Here is a 16,248-nt window from a genome sequence, read left to right as displayed (position 1 = left end):
GGGAAAGCCGGGAAGTATAACCAAGCTGGGGGCCGCAGGCGACAAGCTGCTGCTATCTGGCATGGCAGGGATGGCCTCTTCGCGGGTAAACCCGCTCCCACAGGTACGGCGCAAGTCTCGAAGCTTGCGCCGTACCTGTGGGGGCGGGTTTACCCGCGAAGAAGGCACCGCCGGATTTCAGTTTTACTCCGAACGCTTGATCAACCGCTCGATCCGCGCATCCAGCCGGCGCTTGATCTCGTTCTCGATGTGCGGGGTGAAGTCTTTGATCACATCCTGCATGATCATCTGCGCCGCCGCGCGCAGTTCGCTTTCCAGGTGCAGCAGGGTGTCCTGGCGGCGGGTCTGCGGGTCGTCTTCGGGCTCGGCCTCAACCGGTTCGGCCGCAGGAACATGGTTGCCGGGCGCTTCTTCCAGCAGCAACGGGATCTGCTCCACCGTCTCTGTCAGCAGCGGTGGTTGCAGGTCGGCGTCGCCAAGCAGCTGGCGTATCGACTCGAGGTCATCGAGCAGATGGGCGGAATCGGGCAGGGGGGAGGGTTTGTCCATCGTCGTCAAAGTCGCTGTAAGCGGTGGTCTTGCAGAGCATAGCCCTGTTCACGGTAGAAACGGAATCGTTCACGGGCAGATTGGCGGATGCCATGCTCTTCAACGACGATCTCGGCAACCCGTTCGAACTGGCCGACAAAGCCCGGTACGTCGGCGCCCAGGTTTATCAACAGGTCGTGGTGGTCGCCTGCACTGTCGGCGGCCAGGCCCAATGCCACGCAGGCATCGGCATGCACCTCTGCGAGGTCGTGGGGCACGAAGGCCTCGCCCTTGAAGCGCCACAGACGTTGGTCCAGCTCGCTGCGCTGCTCGGCGTCCTGGCAATGCAGGTAGACCCGGTGGCCGAGTCGCCAGGCCTTTTCGCACAGCTTGCAGGCGAAATCGAGCCGCGCCGACAGCGAGTCGGTGGGCAGGATGTAGAAATCGACTTTGCTCATGGTGGTATCGCCGGCCGGCGGCGCGCAGTGCGCCACCGGCTTCACGGCGTCAGGCGCCAGCGCGGTCCAGCAGGTACTGGGTCAGCAGGGGCACAGGGCGGCCAGTGGCGCCCTTGTCCTTGCCACCGCTGACCCAGGCGGTGCCGGCGATGTCCATGTGAGCCCAGTCGTAGGCCTTGGCAAAGCGCGACAGGAAGCAGCCGGCGGTGATGGTGCCGGCCTTCGGCCCGCCGATGTTGCCCATGTCGGCGAACGGGCTGTCCAGCTGCTCCTGGTACTCATCGAACAGCGGCAGCTGCCAGGCACGGTCGTCGGCGCGCTTGCCGGCGTCGAGCAACTGGCCGACCAGGTTGTCGTTGTTGCCCATCAGGCCGGTGGTGTGGCTGCCCAGGGCGACGATGCAGGCGCCGGTCAGGGTGGCGATGTCGATGACTGCCTGCGGCTTGAAGCGCTCGGCGTAGGTCAGGGTGTCGCACAGCACCAGGCGGCCTTCGGCGTCGGTGTTGAGGATTTCCACGGTCTGCCCGCTCATGGTGGTGACGATGTCACCCGGGCGGGTGGCGCCGCCGCTCGGCATGTTCTCGGCGCAGGCCAGCAGGCACACCAGGTTGACCGGCAGCTGCAGCTCGAGCACCGCACGCAGGGTGCCGAGCACGCTGGCGGCACCGCACATGTCATACTTCATTTCGTCCATGCCGGCACCAGGCTTGAGGCTGATGCCGCCGGTGTCGAAGGTAATGCCCTTGCCCACCAGCACGTACGGCTTGTCCGCCTTCTTGCCGCCCTGGTAGTTGAGCACGATCAGGCGTGGCGGCTGGTCGCTGCCCTGGCCGACGGCGTAGAACGCGCCCATGCCCAGTTCCTTGATCTTCTTCTCGTCCAGCACCTCGACTTTCAGCGCCTTGTGCGCCTTGCCCAGATCCTTGGCCTGTTCGGCCAGGAAGCTTGGGTGGCACAGGTTGGGCGGCAGGTTGCCCAGGTCGCGGGTGAAAGCCATGCCGGTGGCGATGGCGCTGGCATGCTTGACGGCACGCTCGACCTCGGCCTGGCCGGCCTTGTCGGCCAGCAGGGTGACCTTCTTCAGGGCGCGCGGCTCGGCCTTCTGGCTCTTGAAGCGATCGAACACGTACTCGCCGTCGAGCAGGGTCTCGGCCAGCAGGCGGTACTTGCCGTAGTGGGCATCGCGGTTGCTGACCGCGATGTCGTCCAGGGCCAGCACTGCGTCAGCGCCATTCAGGCGCTTGAGCACGCCGGCCACACTCGCGACCAGTTTGCGCCAGGCGCGGTCGCCCAGGGCTTCGTCCTTGCCGCTGCCCACCAGCAGCACGCGCTCGGCCTTCAGACCCGCGAGGTTCTGCAAGAGCAGGGTCTGGCCCGGCTTGCCGGCCAGGTCGCCACGCTTGAGCACGGCACTGATGGCGCCCTCGCTGGCCTGGTCGACGGCCTTGGCCACGGCGCCGAGCTTGCGGTTTTCACCTACCGGGAGGACCAGGGTGGCGGTTTTTACGGATGCAGCAGCTACGCTTTTTACAACCAGTTCCATGTCAGGATCCCCGAATGATCGATACAGTCGGCGCTGTGTGTTCCAGCGCTCTGGACGGGCCTGGCCGCGTCGTCGCGCGCCAGCGGAAAAGCTGCCAGTTTGAGCCTGCGGCAAGCGTGCTGACAACCCCGTTATGCGCCTTCATGCGCGGCGAAGTGACAGGGGCGGTCAATCACAGGATAATGCGCGCACTTTACATGGAGGTTCGCCTTTGGCGAACCGGCATTGGTCTTGGCTGTACTAAGTCATTGTCTGGCGCCATTGATTGGCAGTCCGCCCTGACAACCCAGGAGTGTCTGGTTTGATCGTCTTTCGTTATCTGTCCCGCGAGGTCCTGGTGACCTTGAGCGCCGTCAGCGCCGTGCTGTTGGTGATCATCATGAGTGGGCGCTTCATCAAGTACCTGGCCCAGGCTGCCCAGGGTGTGCTCGACCCGAGCGTGCTGTTCCTGATCATGGGCTTCCGCCTGCCGGGCTTCCTGCAACTGATCCTGCCTCTGGGGCTGTTCCTCGGCATTCTCCTGGCGTACGGGCGCTTGTACCTGGAAAGCGAGATGACCGTGTTGTCGGCCACCGGCATGAGCCAGCAGCGCCTGCTGGGCCTGACCATGGCGCCGGCCGCCCTGGTCGCCCTGCTGGTAGCGTGGCTGAGCTTGAGCCTGGCACCGCTGGGCGTGGCCCAGGTGCAGCAGATCATTGCCCAGCAGGATGCCCTGACCGAGTTCGACACCTTGGTGCCGGGCCGCTTCCAGACCCTGCGCGACGGCTCGCGGGTGACCTACACCGAAGAGCTGTCGGACGACCGCATCAACCTGGCTGGGGTGTTCATCTCCGAGAAGCGCTTCAACCAGGACAAGACCAAGGACCGCGCCCCGTCGGTGCTGGTTGCCGAAAAAGGCCACCAGGAAATCCAGGCTGACGGCAACCGCTACCTGGTGCTGGAAAACGGTTACCGCTACGACGGCAACCCGGGCCAGGCCGATTACCGTGCAATCAAGTACGACACCTACGGGGTGCTGCTGCCCAAGCCGGAAGTCGCCGAGGAAGTGACCGATCGCGAAGCCATTCCCACTTCCGAGCTGATCGGCAAGAAGGGCCTGCGTGAGCGTGCCGAGCTGCAGTGGCGGCTGTCGCTGCCCATCCTGGTATTCATCGTCACCATGCTGGCGGTGCCGCTGGCCCGGGTCAACCCGCGCCAGGGCCGCTTCCTCAAGCTGCTGCCGGCAATTCTTCTGTACATGGCCTACCTGACAATGCTGATTTCCGTACGCGGCGCCCTCGAAAAGGGCAAACTGCCGATCGCCCTGGGCATGTGGTGGGTCCACGGCCTGTTCCTGCTGATCGGCCTGGGCCTGATGTACTGGGAGCCGCTGCGCCTCAAACGCGCCGCCCGTCGTGCGGAGGTGGCCCATGGGTAAGCTCGACCGCTACATCGGCCAGAGCGTGCTGCTGGCAATCCTCGCCGTGCTGGGGATCATCCTCGGCCTGGCGTCGCTGTTTGCCTTCATCGACGAGATGAGCGACCTGAGTGACACCTACACGGTGATGGAGGCGGGCAACTTCGTCCTGCTGACCGCACCACGGCGCCTGTACGAAATGCTGCCGATGGCTGCTTTGATCGGCTGCCTGATCGGCCTGGGTAGCCTGGCCAGCAGCAGCGAACTGACCATCATGCGTGCTGCCGGGGTTTCCATCGGGCGCATCGTGTGGGCGGTGATGAAGCCGATGCTGGTGCTGATGCTGGTCGGCCTGCTGATTGGCGAGTACGTGGCGCCGGTGACCGAGAACAAGGCCCAGGCCGACCGTTCCCTGGCCCAGGGTGGCGGTGATGCGCAAAGCTCCAAGCGCGGCATGTGGCACCGCCAGGGCGAGGAGTACGTGCACATCAACGCCGTGCAGCCTAACGGCCTGCTGCTGGGTGTGACCCGTTACCGCTTCGACAGCGAGCGCAAGATCGTCACCTCGAGCTTTGCCCGCCGTGCACAGTACCAGGAGGATCACTGGATGCTCAGCGATGTGCGCACCACCTTCTTCCGGGGCGACCACACCGAAGTGGTGACCGCGCCGCAGGAGCGCTGGGACGTTTCGCTCACTCCGCAATTGCTCAATACCGTGATCCTGGCGCCGGAGTCGCTATCCATCACCGGGCTTTGGGACTACATCCATTACCTGTCCGACCAGGGCCTGAACAATGCTCGATACTGGCTGGCGTTCTGGACCAAGGTGTTGCAGCCGATGGTGACCGCGGCGCTGGTGCTGATGGCCATTTCGTTCATCTTCGGCCCGCTGCGTTCGGTAACCCTCGGCCAGCGCGTGTTCACCGGTGTACTGGTGGGCTTCGTGTTCCGCATCGCTCAGGACCTGCTTGGGCCTTCGAGCCAGGTGTTCGGCTTCCCGCCGCTGCTGGCGGTGGTGATTCCGGCAGGCATCTGTGCGCTGGCCGGCGTGTGGCTGTTGCGCCGGGCAGGTTGATGGCCTGAGCTGTACAAGAAAGCCGACCTCAGGGTCGGCTTTTTCATGGGTGTTAGCCTGTGCTGGCCTCTTCGCGGGTAAACCCGCTCCCACAGGAATCTCACCGGTCGTGATGCCTGTGCTGTACCTGTGGGAGCGGGTTTACCCGCGAAGGCACAGGCAATACAGGCCTCAGTTCATTTCTTCTGCTTAGGCACCCGCACCAGCTGGCTTTCCGAATAGATGTCATGCCAGCCCCGCTTGCGCTTGTCGATCAACACCCAGAAAAACCCCAGCCCCAGGCATAGCCACGAGGCAATCGACACTACGAAGCGCAGCAGCGCCTGCCACAGGCTGATGGCCGTGCCATCGGCATTCTGCACCCGCACACCCCATACCTGCATGCCTAGGGTCTGCCCGCCATGGGTCCAGAACTTGGCAAAGAAACCGAACAGGACGAACAGCAGCACCGTCGACAGCAGCGGGTCGCCGTCCAGTGCGCCAGCCTCGGTCAGCTCACGCATCCGGGCTTCGCCGATGATCGCCATCTGGATCATCTTGTAGGCGCCAGCGGTCACGATCAGCAGCGCCGTGCACAGCAGGAAGTCGTAGAACATCGCCGCCAGGCGCCGGCCCAGGCCGACCGGCGGAAAATCACCCTGGGGTGTGAGCAGAGGCTTGGACATGCAAAACGGCTCCAGAAAACGAAGCCGCTATTCTACGGGCAAAAAAAAACCCCTGCACTTGGCAGGGGCTTTTCTCGAAGTCGGGTTCGGCTTAGCCGGCGACCTGAACTTTGTCAGCCTGCATGCCTTTCTGGCCCTGGACTGCTTCGAAGGTGACCTTCTGGCCTTCTTTCAGGCTCTTGAAGCCGTTACCTTCGATAGCGCGGAAGTGCACGAACAGATCCGGACCGCTTTCTGGGGTGATGAAGCCGTAACCTTTTTCGTCATTGAACCACTTGACGGTACCGTTCTGACGCTCAGCCATTGTCTTATTTCCTATGAAGCTTGAATTTTGATGACAGTTTCTTTTGCATTAAAGGAAGCAAAAGATTACTGGGCTGGGTTGCAGGAAAGTAAGAGACGTCAAACGGGTTGTAGCAGATTGCGGCTACTGGCCCAGGTCACGAACTGTTGCGACCCATGCAAACACAGTGCAGTGACTCTACGCCAACTCCCGAGCGAAAAACAAGCCCTTGGTCGTATGGAAAATCGGCCGCTTGCCGATAACCGACCGATTTGTCGGAAACGGCATGGCGCCTGGCCTGGCGCCATGTTCAAAAGTTATTGGACAGGTTCGAAAACGAATATGTCGAACCTGCCCGCAACCTTCACAAAGCGGCTTCAGCCCCGGTAGTAACGTTGTGCCACGAAAGGCATTTTGCTGACTTTCAAGGCAACCTTCTTGCCACGTACCAACGCAAACAGCGGGGTGTCGATAGCAGCATGTTCACTATCGATATAACCCATTGCTACAGGTGCGCCGAGTGTCGGACCAAAGCCACCGCTGCACACTTTGCCTACAGGTTTATCGTTTGCATCGACAATATCCGCGCCTTCACGTACCGGGGTACGTTCCTGCGGCAACAGGCCCACACGTTTGCGCGCCACACCATCGCGCTGGTGGGCGAAGATGGCTTCGGCACCCGGGAAGCCGGCGGCACGCGCGCCATCGGCACGGCGAACCTTGGAAATGGCCCACAGCAGGCTGGCTTCCACCGGCGTGGTCTCGGTGTTCATGTCGTGGCCATACAGGCACAGGCCGGCTTCCAGGCGCAGCGAGTCGCGCGCACCCAGGCCGATCGGCTGTACTTCGGGCTCTGCCAGCAGGCGGCGGGCCAGGGCTTCGGCTGCATGTACCGGTACCGAGATTTCGTAGCCGTCTTCACCGGTGTAGCCCGAGCGGCTGACGAAGCAGTCTTCGCCCAGCAGTTTCACCGGGCGGAACTGCATGAAGGTCATGCCGGCCACTTCCGGGGCCAGGCGCTCCAGCACCTTGACCGCCGTCGGGCCTTGCAGGGCCAGCAGGGCGCGCTGCTCGAACAGCGGCTGCACCTCGCAACGGCTGCCGATGTGTGCTTGCAGGTGGGCCAGGTCCTGGTCCTTGCAGGCGGCGTTGACTACCAGGAACAGCGTGTCGTCGCCCAGGTTGGCGACCATCAGGTCGTCGAGTATGCCGCCTTGCTCGTTGGTGAACATGGCGTAGCGCTGCATGCCCACCGGCAGGTCGATGATATCCACCGGCACCAGGCTTTCCAGGGCCTTGGCGGCATCGCTGCCGCGCAGGGTGATCTGGCCCATGTGCGAGACATCGAACAGGCCGGCCTGCTCGCGGGTGTGCAGGTGTTCCTTGAGCACGCCCAACGGATACTGCACCGGCATGTCATAGCCGGCGAACGGCACCATGCGCGCACCCAGTTCCAGATGCAGGGCGTGCAGTGGGGTCTTGAGCAGTGTTTCGGACATCGGTGACTCCTTGCTGTTGTTGTCGGGTCAACATTCGATGATGTTGACGGCCAGGCCGCCACGGGCGGTCTCTTTGTATTTGCTTTTCATGTCGGCGCCGGTCTGGCGCATGGTGCGGATGACCTTGTCGAGCGACACGTAGTGCTGCCCATCGCCGCGCAAGGCCATGCGCACCGCGTTGATCGCCTTCACCGAGCCCATGGCGTTGCGCTCGATGCAAGGCACCTGGACCAGCCCGCCGATCGGGTCGCAGGTCAGGCCCAGGTTGTGTTCCATGCCGATTTCGGCAGCGTTTTCCACCTGTTGCACGGTGCCACCCATCACCTCGCACAGCGCACCAGCAGCCATCGAGCAGGCCACGCCGACCTCGCCCTGGCAGCCTACTTCGGCGCCGGAGATGGAGGCGTTTTCCTTATACAGGATGCCGATGGCCGCGGCGGTGAGCAGAAACCGCACCACCCCGTCCTCGTTGGCACCCGGTACGAAGCGCATGTAGTAATGCAGCACCGCCGGGACAATGCCCGCGGCGCCGTTGGTCGGCGCGGTGACCACGCGCCCGCCGTAGGCGTTTTCCTCGTTCACTGCCAGGGCATAGAGGTTGACCCAGTCGAGTACCGACAGGGCATCGCGCAGGCTGGCCTCCGGGTTGCGGCTCAGCTGGCGGTACAACGCCGGCGCTCGGCGCTTGACCTTGAGCCCACCCGGCAGGATGCCTTCATGCTGGCAGCCGGCTTCGACGCAATCCTGCATCACCTGCCAGATGCGCAGCAGCCCGGCACGGGTTTCCGCTTCGGGACGCCAGGCCGCCTCGTTGGCCAGCATTACCTGGCTGATCGACAGGTTTTGCCCGGTGCAGTGGCCGAGCAGCTCCTTGGCGGTCTTGAACGGGTAGGTCAGCGGTGTGCTGTCCTCGACGATGCGGTCGTGGCCGGCGGCGTCCTGGTCGATCACGAAACCGCCGCCCACCGAATAGTACTCGCGGCTGCGGATTTGCAAGCCGGCCTCGTCGAAGGCGCGGAAGATCATGCCGTTGGGGTGGTAGTCCAGCGGCTTGCGGATCATCGCCAGGTGCTGCTTTTCGATGAACGCGATGCTGTGCTCGCCGAGCAGTTTCAGCCGACCGCTGTCGCGGATGGCCTGCAGGCGTGCAGGGATGGTGTCGGTGTCGATGACATCGGGGTGCTCGCCCTCAAGGCCCAGCAGCACGGCTTTGTCACTGCCATGGCCCTTGCCGGTGGCGCCGAGCGAGCCATACAGCTCTGCCTTGACGCTGACGGTGCGGGCAAGCAGGTCATCACGGCGCAGCCCTTCGGCGAAACGCGCGGCGGCGCGCATCGGGCCGACCGTGTGCGAGCTGGAGGGGCCGATGCCGATCTTGAACAGGTCGAAGACGCTCAAAGACATTGCTCATTCCCTCCGGTAGGTAAGGCGAGTGCTGCGCACTCGATCGCCGGCAAGCCAGCTCCCACAGGTACTGCACCAGCCTTGGAAAACAGGTGAGCCCTTAAGGGCTGGCAAGCCAGCTCTCACAGGTGTTGCACCAGCCTTGGGTGCGGTGAGGCCCCCGTGGGAGCTGGCTTGCCGGCGATGAGGCCAGAGCGCCTGGTCAGGCGTCCTGATAGCTCTCGATCGATGGGCAGGCGCAGACCAGGTTGCGATCGCCGAACACGTTGTCGACCCGGCCGACCGGCGGCCAGTACTTGCCTTCCACCAGGCTCGGCAGCGGGTACACCGCCTGCTCGCGGCTGTAGCCATGAGCCCATTCGCCAACCAACTCGGCCGCAGTGTGCGGGGCGTTCTTCAGCGGGTTGTCGTCCTTGTCCAGGCTACCGTTCTCGACCGCGCGAATTTCTTCGCGGATCTGGATCATCGCGTCGCAGAAGCGGTCCAGTTCTTCCTTGGACTCGCTTTCGGTCGGTTCGATCATCAGCGTGCCTGCAACCGGGAAGGACATGGTCGGGGCGTGGAAGCCGAAGTCGATCAGGCGCTTGGCCACGTCGTCGACGCTGATGCCGCTGGTGTCCTTCAGCGGGCGCAGGTCGAGGATGCACTCGTGGGCCACCAGGCCATTGCCGCCGGTATACAGAACAGGATAGTGCTCTTCCAGGCGACGGGCGATGTAGTTGGCGTTGAGGATCGCCATCTGCGAGGCACGCTTGAGGCCGGCACCGCCCATCATGCGGATGTACATCCAGGTGATCGGCAGGATGCTGGCGCTGCCGAACGGCGCGGCGCAAACCGCGCCCTCGGTGTTTTCCAGCTGTGCGTGGCCAGGCAGGAATGGCGCCAGGTGCGACTTGACGCCGATCGGGCCGACGCCCGGGCCGCCGCCGCCGTGCGGGATGCAGAATGTCTTGTGCAGGTTCAGGTGGGAAACGTCGCCGCCGAACTTGCCCGGGGCGCACAGGCCGACCATGGCGTTCATGTTGGCGCCGTCGATGTACACCTGGCCACCGTTGTCGTGGATGATCGCGCAGATTTCGCCGATCGCTTCCTCGAACACGCCGTGGGTCGACGGGTAGGTGATCATGATCGCGGCCAGGCGCTCGCGGTGCTCGATGGCCTTGGCGCGCAGGTCCTCGACGTCGACGTTGCCGCGGGCATCACAGGCGGTGACCACTACACGCATGCCGGCCATGTGAGCGGTTGCCGGGTTGGTGCCGTGGGCCGACGACGGGATCAGGCAGATGTCGCGGTGGCCTTCGCCACGGCTGCGGTGGTAGGCACGGATAGCCAGCAGGCCTGCGTACTCGCCCTGGGAACCGGCGTTGGGTTGCAGCGACACGGCGTCGTAGCCGGTGGCGGCGCAAAGCATGGCTTCCAGCTCGGTGGTCATCTGCAGGTAGCCCTGGCTCTGCTCGGCCGGGGCAAACGGGTGCAGGTTGCCGAACTCGGCCCAGGTGACCGGGATCATTTCGCTGGCGGCGTTCAGCTTCATTGTGCACGAGCCCAGCGGGATCATGCTGCGGTCCAGCGCCAGGTCCTTGTCGGCCAGGCGGCGCAGGTAACGCATCAGCTCGGTTTCGCTGTGGTAGCGGTTGAACACCGGGTGCTGCAGGATGGCCGACTGGCGCAGCAGGGCGGCAGGCAGCAGCGAGCCGGTGCTGGCGGCCAGAGCGTTGAAGTCTGGCTGGGCCTGGTCGCCACCGATCAATTGCCACAGGGCCTCGACATCGGCCTGGCTGCTGGTTTCGTCCAGCGACAGGCCCACGTGGGCGGCGTCGATCTGGCGCAGGTTGATGCCTTGGGCGCGCGCCTTGTCATGCAGGCTGGCAGTGGCACTGCCGGTGGCCAGGGTCAGGGTATCGAAGGCGCTGGCGCCCACTACCTGCACGCCCAGCGTCTTCAGGCCGGCGGCCAGGATCGCGGTCAGGGCATGGGTGCGTTCGGCGATGCGCTTGAGGCCGGCCGGGCCGTGGTACACGGCGAACATGCTGGCGATGTTGGCCAGCAGCACCTGAGCGGTGCAGATGTTGCTGGTGGCCTTTTCGCGGCGGATGTGCTGCTCGCGGGTCTGCATGGCCAGGCGCAGGGCTGTCTTGCCGAAGCGGTCGATCGACACGCCGACCAGGCGGCCCGGCATGTCGCGTTTGAACGCATCACGGGTGGAGAAGTAGGCCGCGTGCGGGCCACCGAAGCCCAGCGGCACGCCGAAGCGCTGGGCGCTGCCGATGGCCACGTCGGCGCCGAACTCGCCCGGCGGGGTCAACAGGGTCAGGGCCAGCAGATCGGCGGCCACGACGACCAGGGCGTTGGCGGCGTGGAAGCGCTCGACAACTTCACGGTAGTCGAACACTTCACCGTTGCTGGCCGGGTACTGCAGCAGGGCGCCGAAGAAGGCGCTGACATCGCCCAGCTCGCGCTCGTCGCCGACCACGATTTCGATGCCCAGTGGCTCGGCGCGGGTGCGCAGCACGTCCAGGGTTTGCGGGTGGCAGTGCACGGAGGCGAAGAAGGCGTGGCTGGCCTTGTTCTTGGACAGGCGCTTGCAGAAGGTCATGGCCTCGGCCGCAGCGGTGGCTTCGTCGAGCAGGGAGGCGTTGGCGATCGGCAGGCCGGTCAGGTCGCTGATCAGGGTCTGGAAGTTCAGCAGCGCTTCCAGGCGGCCCTGGGATATTTCTGGCTGGTACGGGGTATAGGCGGTGTACCAGGCCGGGTTTTCCAGCAGGTTGCGCAGGATAGGCGCTGGGGTATGGGTGTTGTAGTAGCCCTGCCCGATGTAGCTCTTGAACAGCTGGTTCTTGCCGGCGATGGCCTTGAGCGCGGCGAGCGCGTCGGCTTCGCTCTGGCCATCGTGCGAGCCGAGCACGCTGGTACCTTTGATACTGTCGGGAATGACCGCGGCGGTCATGGCTTCCAGCGAGTCGAAGCCGAGGGCGGCCAGCATGGCCTGCTCGTCAGCGGCGCGCGGGCCGATATGGCGGGCGATGAATTCGTTGGCGGTGCCGAGGTTGATGGTCATGGCAGGGTTCCTCAGGCGTCGTCGTTGGCTTTGATCAGGCGGTCGTAGGCGTCCTGGTCAAGCAGGGCGGCCACGGCGCTGGCGTCGGCGGGAATGAAGCGGAAGAACCAGCCTTCGCCCATCGGGTCTTCGTTGACCAGCTCCGGGCTGTCTTCAAGTTGGTCGTTGATCTGGACCACTTCGCCGGTAAGGGGCATGTACACACCGCTGGCGGCCTTGACCGACTCGACGGTGGACGCTTCGCTGCCTTTCTCATACTGCTGCAACTCTGGCAGTTGCACGAAAACCACATCGCCAAGGGCGTTCTGGGCGTAGGCGGTGATGCCCACGGTGACGCTGCCATCGGCTTCGACGCGCAGCCATTCGTGATCTTCAGTGAAACGCAACTCGCTCATGGGGAATCCTCGGGAAGCAGGGCGTTAGGCGCAGTGGCTCCGCGCTCTTGGGGTTGGGATTCCCTTAGCAAAAATGCGGCCAATCGTTAAAAAATGTTATTAATCAATAAGTTATCTATTTAGCGTGATTATTTTATCAATTTGATGGAATGAAAACGCTACAGCAGGAGGGTGATGGAAAAGGGTTTGGGGATCAAACCCTTGCACAGTCGTATCCGAATGGATGTGTATTGATTTCAATACGGCGTATTGAAATCAATACAGGGTGTTGAGGACGCGATGCTTGGCCACGACACCTGCGCCGCTCGTGAAATACGCCCTGGAACATGGCCTGACTTCGATCTAGGCAAACCAGGGCAATGCCAGATACAGCTTGATGACGATGACATTGATGATGTCGATGAAGAACGCCCCCACCATCGGCACGACCAGGAAGGCGATGCGCGAGGCTCCGTAGCGTTGGGTCACCGCTTGCATGTTGGCGATTGCCGTTGGCGTTGCGCCCAAGCCGAAGCCACAGTGCCCGGCAGCCAGTACTGCTGCATCATAGTTGCGACCCATGACCCGGAACGTGACGAATATCGCGAACAGTGCCATGACCAATGTCTGTGCGGCGAGCAATGCAAAGAACGGTAATGCCAGCGCTGAAAGATCCCACAACTTGAGCGACATCAAGGCAATGGCCAGGAACAACGACAAGCTCACATTGCCCAATACCGAGACTTCCCGCTCGAATACTTGATAAAAGCCGAGCGCCGAAAGGCCGTTTCGCAACACCACGCCCACGAATAGCACGCAAACGAACGTTGGCAGTTCAAGCGCCGTGCCTTTCAGCAAACCGTTAAGTAACGAACCCACGAGCAAACTGACGGCGATAAGCGCAAGTGTCTCGATAAATGAAAACGGCGTAATCAGGCGTTCTTTGTCCGGTTGTTCGAAACCTTTGGGCAGTTGTGGCGCTGCTTCTTCGATACCAGGCGTCGCTACTCGCTTGATCAGCAACCGGGCGACCGGGCCACCAATCAGGCCACCCAGTACCAGGCCGAAGGTAGCTGATGCCATTGCCAATTCGGAGGCCGAGGCCAGGCCAAACTTTTCGGTGAACGTGGCCCCCCACGCAGCGCCTGTGCCGTGGCCGCCCGACAATGTGATGGAGCCGGCCAGCAGCCCCATCAGTGGGTCGAGCCCCAGTGCCGTTGCCAGGCCGATGCCCATGGCGTTCTGAACCAGCAGCAAGCCGGTTACCACCAGCAGGAACACGGTAACCACGCGGCCACCTTTCTTCAGACTGGCGAAGTCTGCACCCAAACCAATGGTGGCGAAGAATGCCAGCATCAGAGGGGTTTGCAGTGAAGTATCGAATTGCACGTGGATATCGAAGCTGCGCAACGCCAGGAACGCCAAGGCGACTACCAAGCCGCCAGCGACAGGTTCCGGAATATTGTAAGTGCGCAAGAAACCAATACGCGCAACCAGGCCGCGTCCCAATAACAGTACCAAAGAGGCGGCTACAAGCGTCCCGTAAAAATCGAGTTCAAACATCAGGTGTTCTCGTCATATCCAGTAGCGGACCACTTCCCGCTATGGGGCGGACAAGTGGGGTGACAGGTGGGAATACACTGTCATCATTCTACGAGGCATCCGTGGGAGAGTATCTTTCACTGGCGTAGGAAAAGCCTGAATAACAACCGGATTATTACAATAACTATCAGGGGCCTCTTTGCGGCCCACCGCAGGCAAGCCAGCTGCCACAGGTATCGCGCAGAATTCAGGACGTGTGCGATACCTGTGGGAGCTGGCTTGCCTGCGATGGGCTGCGTAGCAGCCCCCGTTGACGCTATCTGGCAGGTATCAGGCTTTGCCTGGTATTCCATATTTGCGCAGGCGCTGCGCAATGGCGGTATGTGAAGTTTGCAAGCGCCCTGCCAGTTGCCGCGTCGATGGGTAGCTTGCGTACAGGCGTTGCAGCAACTCGCGCTCGAAATCGCCTACGGCCTGTTCCAGGCTGGCCACTTCGCCGTCCTGGCCACGGGCCACCGAGGTGCCGGCGATGTCCAGGTCACCGATATCCACCAGGTTGCCCTCGCAAATGGCTGCGGCGCGGAATATCACGTTCTGCAGCTGGCGCACATTGCCCGGCCAAGGGTTGGCCAGCAGTGCCGAATGGGTGGCCGGGGTCAGCCGGCAGGGTGGGCGCTGGATCTGTGTGCAGGCCTGCTGCATGAAGAAATGCGCCAGCATCAGGATGTCCTGGCCACGGTCGCGCAGCGGCGGCACTTGCAGGTTGAGCACGTTAAGGCGGTAGAACAGGTCTTCGCGGAAGCTGCCTTCGGCGACCATGCGCTCCAGGTCGCGGTGGGTGGCGCTGATGATGCGTACATCCACCTTCACTTCGCGGTCGCCACCCACCCGGCGGAAGCTGCCATCGCTGAGAAAACGCAGTAGCTTGGCCTGCAGGTATGGCGACATCTCGCCGATTTCATCGAGAAATACCGTGCCTTGGTTGGCCAGTTCCATCAACCCGGGTTTGCCGCCCCGTTGCGCGCCGGTGAAGGCGCCTGGGGCGTAGCCGAACAATTCGCTCTCGGCCAGGCTCTCGGGCAGCGCAGCGCAGTTCAGGGCCAGGAATGGCGCTGCGTGGCGGCTGCTGATGGCGTGGCAGGCGCGGGCTACCAGTTCTTTGCCGGTGCCGGTTTCGCCATGCACCAGCAGTGGTGCATCGAGTGCCGCCACGCGCAGGGCGCGGGCCTTGAGAGTGCGGATTGCCGGTGATTCGCCGAGCAAGGCATCGAAGCCTTCGGCATGGTCGTGGTGCAGGGCCGAAAGGCGTTCGCCCATGCGTGTGGGGGGGTATAGCGTCAGCAGGCCACCGGCGTTGGTGATCGGCATGGCGTCCAGCAGCAAGCTCTGGCCGTTGAGCTGCATCTCGCGCATGGGCAGGTGGAAGTTGTTGTCCAGCAGGGCCTGCAGCAGCGCCGGGTCACCGAACAGTTCACCCACCGAGCGCCCGGCCGATTCGCGGCCGCACAGTTCGATCAGCGCCGGGTTGGCCAGCAGCACCTTGCCGGCACTGTCCACGGCCAGCACCGGGTCGCTCATCGCCGCCAGCAGGGCATCGAGCTGCAGGTGCCGGCGTTGGCCTGGGAGGATGTCGACCACGTCCACCGATTGCACGCCCTGTACCTCGAACAGCGCGTCGTGCAGTTCTTCGAGCACGGCAGGGCTGAGGGTAGGGGCGTCGATGTAGACGTTCGGCGGGACCATCTCCACGGCGTCCAGGTTGAGGTTGCGGGCACCGAGCAGGGCGAGGACTTCCTGGGTGATGCCGACGCGGTCGATGAAGCTGACGTGGATGCGCATGGGGGACGGTGAAGTGGTGGCCGGGGAGGGCGGTAGTATGCCTCAACATCGCCGGGGCCGCTTTGCGGCCCTATCGCGACGCAAGGCCGCTCCTACAGGTCCCGACAATGACGCGATCCCTGTAGGAGCGGCCTTGCGTCGCGATGGGCTGCAAAGCAGCCCCCGGATCCTGAAATCACTCCAGATGTTCAGGCTTGATCGGATCGCCCGATTTCACATCCAGCTTTTCGCGAATGTCCGCGAACATATGGTCATAAAGCTTGTGCGGCGAACTCAGGTTCTCGAATTTCTTCGGTGACGGCAGGTACGACTGCGCCCTTCGGCTCAGCTGCATCAGGAAGCTGGGCAACACTTGGTCCTTGGCCAGGAAGAACTTTTCCTCCACTGGCTTGCCTTCGATGCTGCCATGCATCTTGAACTGGATGCCTCTGCCTTCCTTGGGGTCCGACACTGCCTCGTATTCGATGTTCAAGTCATAGCTGTGGTCGTTCTGGTTCAGCGCAGTGCGCTCGATGTGTACATGACCGGGCTGGTACTGGGCCATGGCAAGCTCCTTTGGAAGGTCGAAAATGGCGGGCGCTGGC

14 protein-coding genes are annotated in these 16,248 nt (G+C 63.1%); 2 read left to right on the top strand and 12 right to left on the bottom strand.

The features are described 5' to 3' along the window. Positions 1-183: 183 nt before the first annotated feature. The 3 genes from CAF92_RS10015 to CAF92_RS10005 are packed head-to-tail and all read right to left on the bottom strand — an operon-like array spanning position 184 to position 2,529. Positions 184-549: a hypothetical protein gene (locus CAF92_RS10015; protein ID WP_046616981.1), complete on the bottom strand. Its 366-nt coding sequence runs from the start codon at positions 547-549 to the stop codon at positions 184-186. Between the two features lie 5 nt (positions 550-554). After that, the gene (locus tag CAF92_RS10010) at positions 555-986 is read right to left on the bottom strand and encodes a DNA polymerase III subunit chi (protein WP_085600737.1); all 432 of its coding nucleotides are present in this window, start codon (positions 984-986) and stop codon (positions 555-557) included. Between the two features lie 49 nt (positions 987-1,035). Then, positions 1,036-2,529 carry a leucyl aminopeptidase gene (locus tag CAF92_RS10005; RefSeq protein ID WP_085600606.1) on the bottom strand — a complete coding sequence of 498 codons (1,494 nt, stop codon included), beginning with the start codon at positions 2,527-2,529 and terminating at the stop codon, positions 1,036-1,038. Between the two features lie 301 nt (positions 2,530-2,830). Between CAF92_RS10005 and lptF the strand changes: the two genes are divergently transcribed. Together lptF and lptG are read left to right on the top strand one after the other, a co-directional pair. Next, complete coding sequence (lptF, locus tag CAF92_RS09995; RefSeq protein ID WP_085600604.1) at positions 2,831-3,946, top strand: LPS export ABC transporter permease LptF; 1,116 nt, start codon at positions 2,831-2,833, stop codon at positions 3,944-3,946. Continuing rightward, complete coding sequence (lptG, locus tag CAF92_RS09990; RefSeq protein ID WP_085600602.1) at positions 3,939-5,000, top strand: LPS export ABC transporter permease LptG; 1,062 nt, start codon at positions 3,939-3,941, stop codon at positions 4,998-5,000. The genes lptF and lptG overlap by 8 nt, the downstream gene beginning before the upstream one ends. A 176-nt stretch (positions 5,001-5,176) precedes the next feature. Here lptG and CAF92_RS09985 read toward each other — a convergent pair whose 3' ends face one another. The 9 genes from CAF92_RS09985 to CAF92_RS09945 form a co-directional block, all read right to left on the bottom strand. After that, positions 5,177-5,665 carry an RDD family protein gene (locus CAF92_RS09985; protein ID WP_046616978.1) on the bottom strand — a complete coding sequence of 163 codons (489 nt, stop codon included), beginning with the start codon at positions 5,663-5,665 and terminating at the stop codon, positions 5,177-5,179. Between the two features lie 91 nt (positions 5,666-5,756). Beyond that, positions 5,757-5,969 (bottom strand): cold-shock protein, encoded by a 213-nt coding sequence (locus tag CAF92_RS09980; RefSeq protein ID WP_003257941.1) that lies wholly within the window; start codon positions 5,967-5,969, stop codon positions 5,757-5,759. A gap of 356 nt (positions 5,970-6,325) precedes the next feature. Next, a complete protein-coding gene (gene gcvT / locus CAF92_RS09975; protein WP_085600600.1) occupies positions 6,326-7,447 on the bottom strand; it encodes a glycine cleavage system aminomethyltransferase GcvT in 1,122 nt (373 codons plus the stop codon). Positions 7,448-7,474: 27 nt separating this feature from the next. Further along, positions 7,475-8,851: an L-serine ammonia-lyase gene (locus CAF92_RS09970; protein ID WP_085600598.1), complete on the bottom strand. Its 1,377-nt coding sequence runs from the start codon at positions 8,849-8,851 to the stop codon at positions 7,475-7,477. A gap of 202 nt (positions 8,852-9,053) precedes the next feature. Further along, the gene (gcvP, locus tag CAF92_RS09965) at positions 9,054-11,909 is read right to left on the bottom strand and encodes an aminomethyl-transferring glycine dehydrogenase (RefSeq protein ID WP_085600596.1); all 2,856 of its coding nucleotides are present in this window, start codon (positions 11,907-11,909) and stop codon (positions 9,054-9,056) included. Positions 11,910-11,920: 11 nt separating this feature from the next. After that, entirely contained in the window at positions 11,921-12,304 is a 384-nt protein-coding gene (gene gcvH / locus CAF92_RS09960) for a glycine cleavage system protein GcvH (RefSeq protein ID WP_003257943.1), read from the bottom strand. Between the two features lie 342 nt (positions 12,305-12,646). After that, complete coding sequence (gene gltS, locus CAF92_RS09955; RefSeq protein ID WP_046616973.1) at positions 12,647-13,846, bottom strand: sodium/glutamate symporter; 1,200 nt, start codon at positions 13,844-13,846, stop codon at positions 12,647-12,649. A gap of 309 nt (positions 13,847-14,155) precedes the next feature. Continuing rightward, the gene (locus CAF92_RS09950) at positions 14,156-15,664 is read right to left on the bottom strand and encodes a sigma-54-dependent transcriptional regulator (protein ID WP_046616972.1); all 1,509 of its coding nucleotides are present in this window, start codon (positions 15,662-15,664) and stop codon (positions 14,156-14,158) included. Positions 15,665-15,839: 175 nt separating this feature from the next. Next, positions 15,840-16,208, bottom strand: a complete 369-nt coding sequence (locus CAF92_RS09945; RefSeq protein WP_046616971.1) for a DUF5064 family protein — start codon at positions 16,206-16,208, stop codon at positions 15,840-15,842. Positions 16,209-16,248: the final 40 nt, after the last annotated feature.

The organism is Pseudomonas sp. B10(2017) (genome assembly GCF_002113295.1).
Taxonomy (GTDB): Bacteria; Pseudomonadota; Gammaproteobacteria; order Pseudomonadales; family Pseudomonadaceae; genus Aquipseudomonas; species Aquipseudomonas pudica.
The sequence above is the reverse complement of the archived record's forward strand: the minus strand, read 5'-3'. Positions and strand labels throughout refer to the sequence as shown.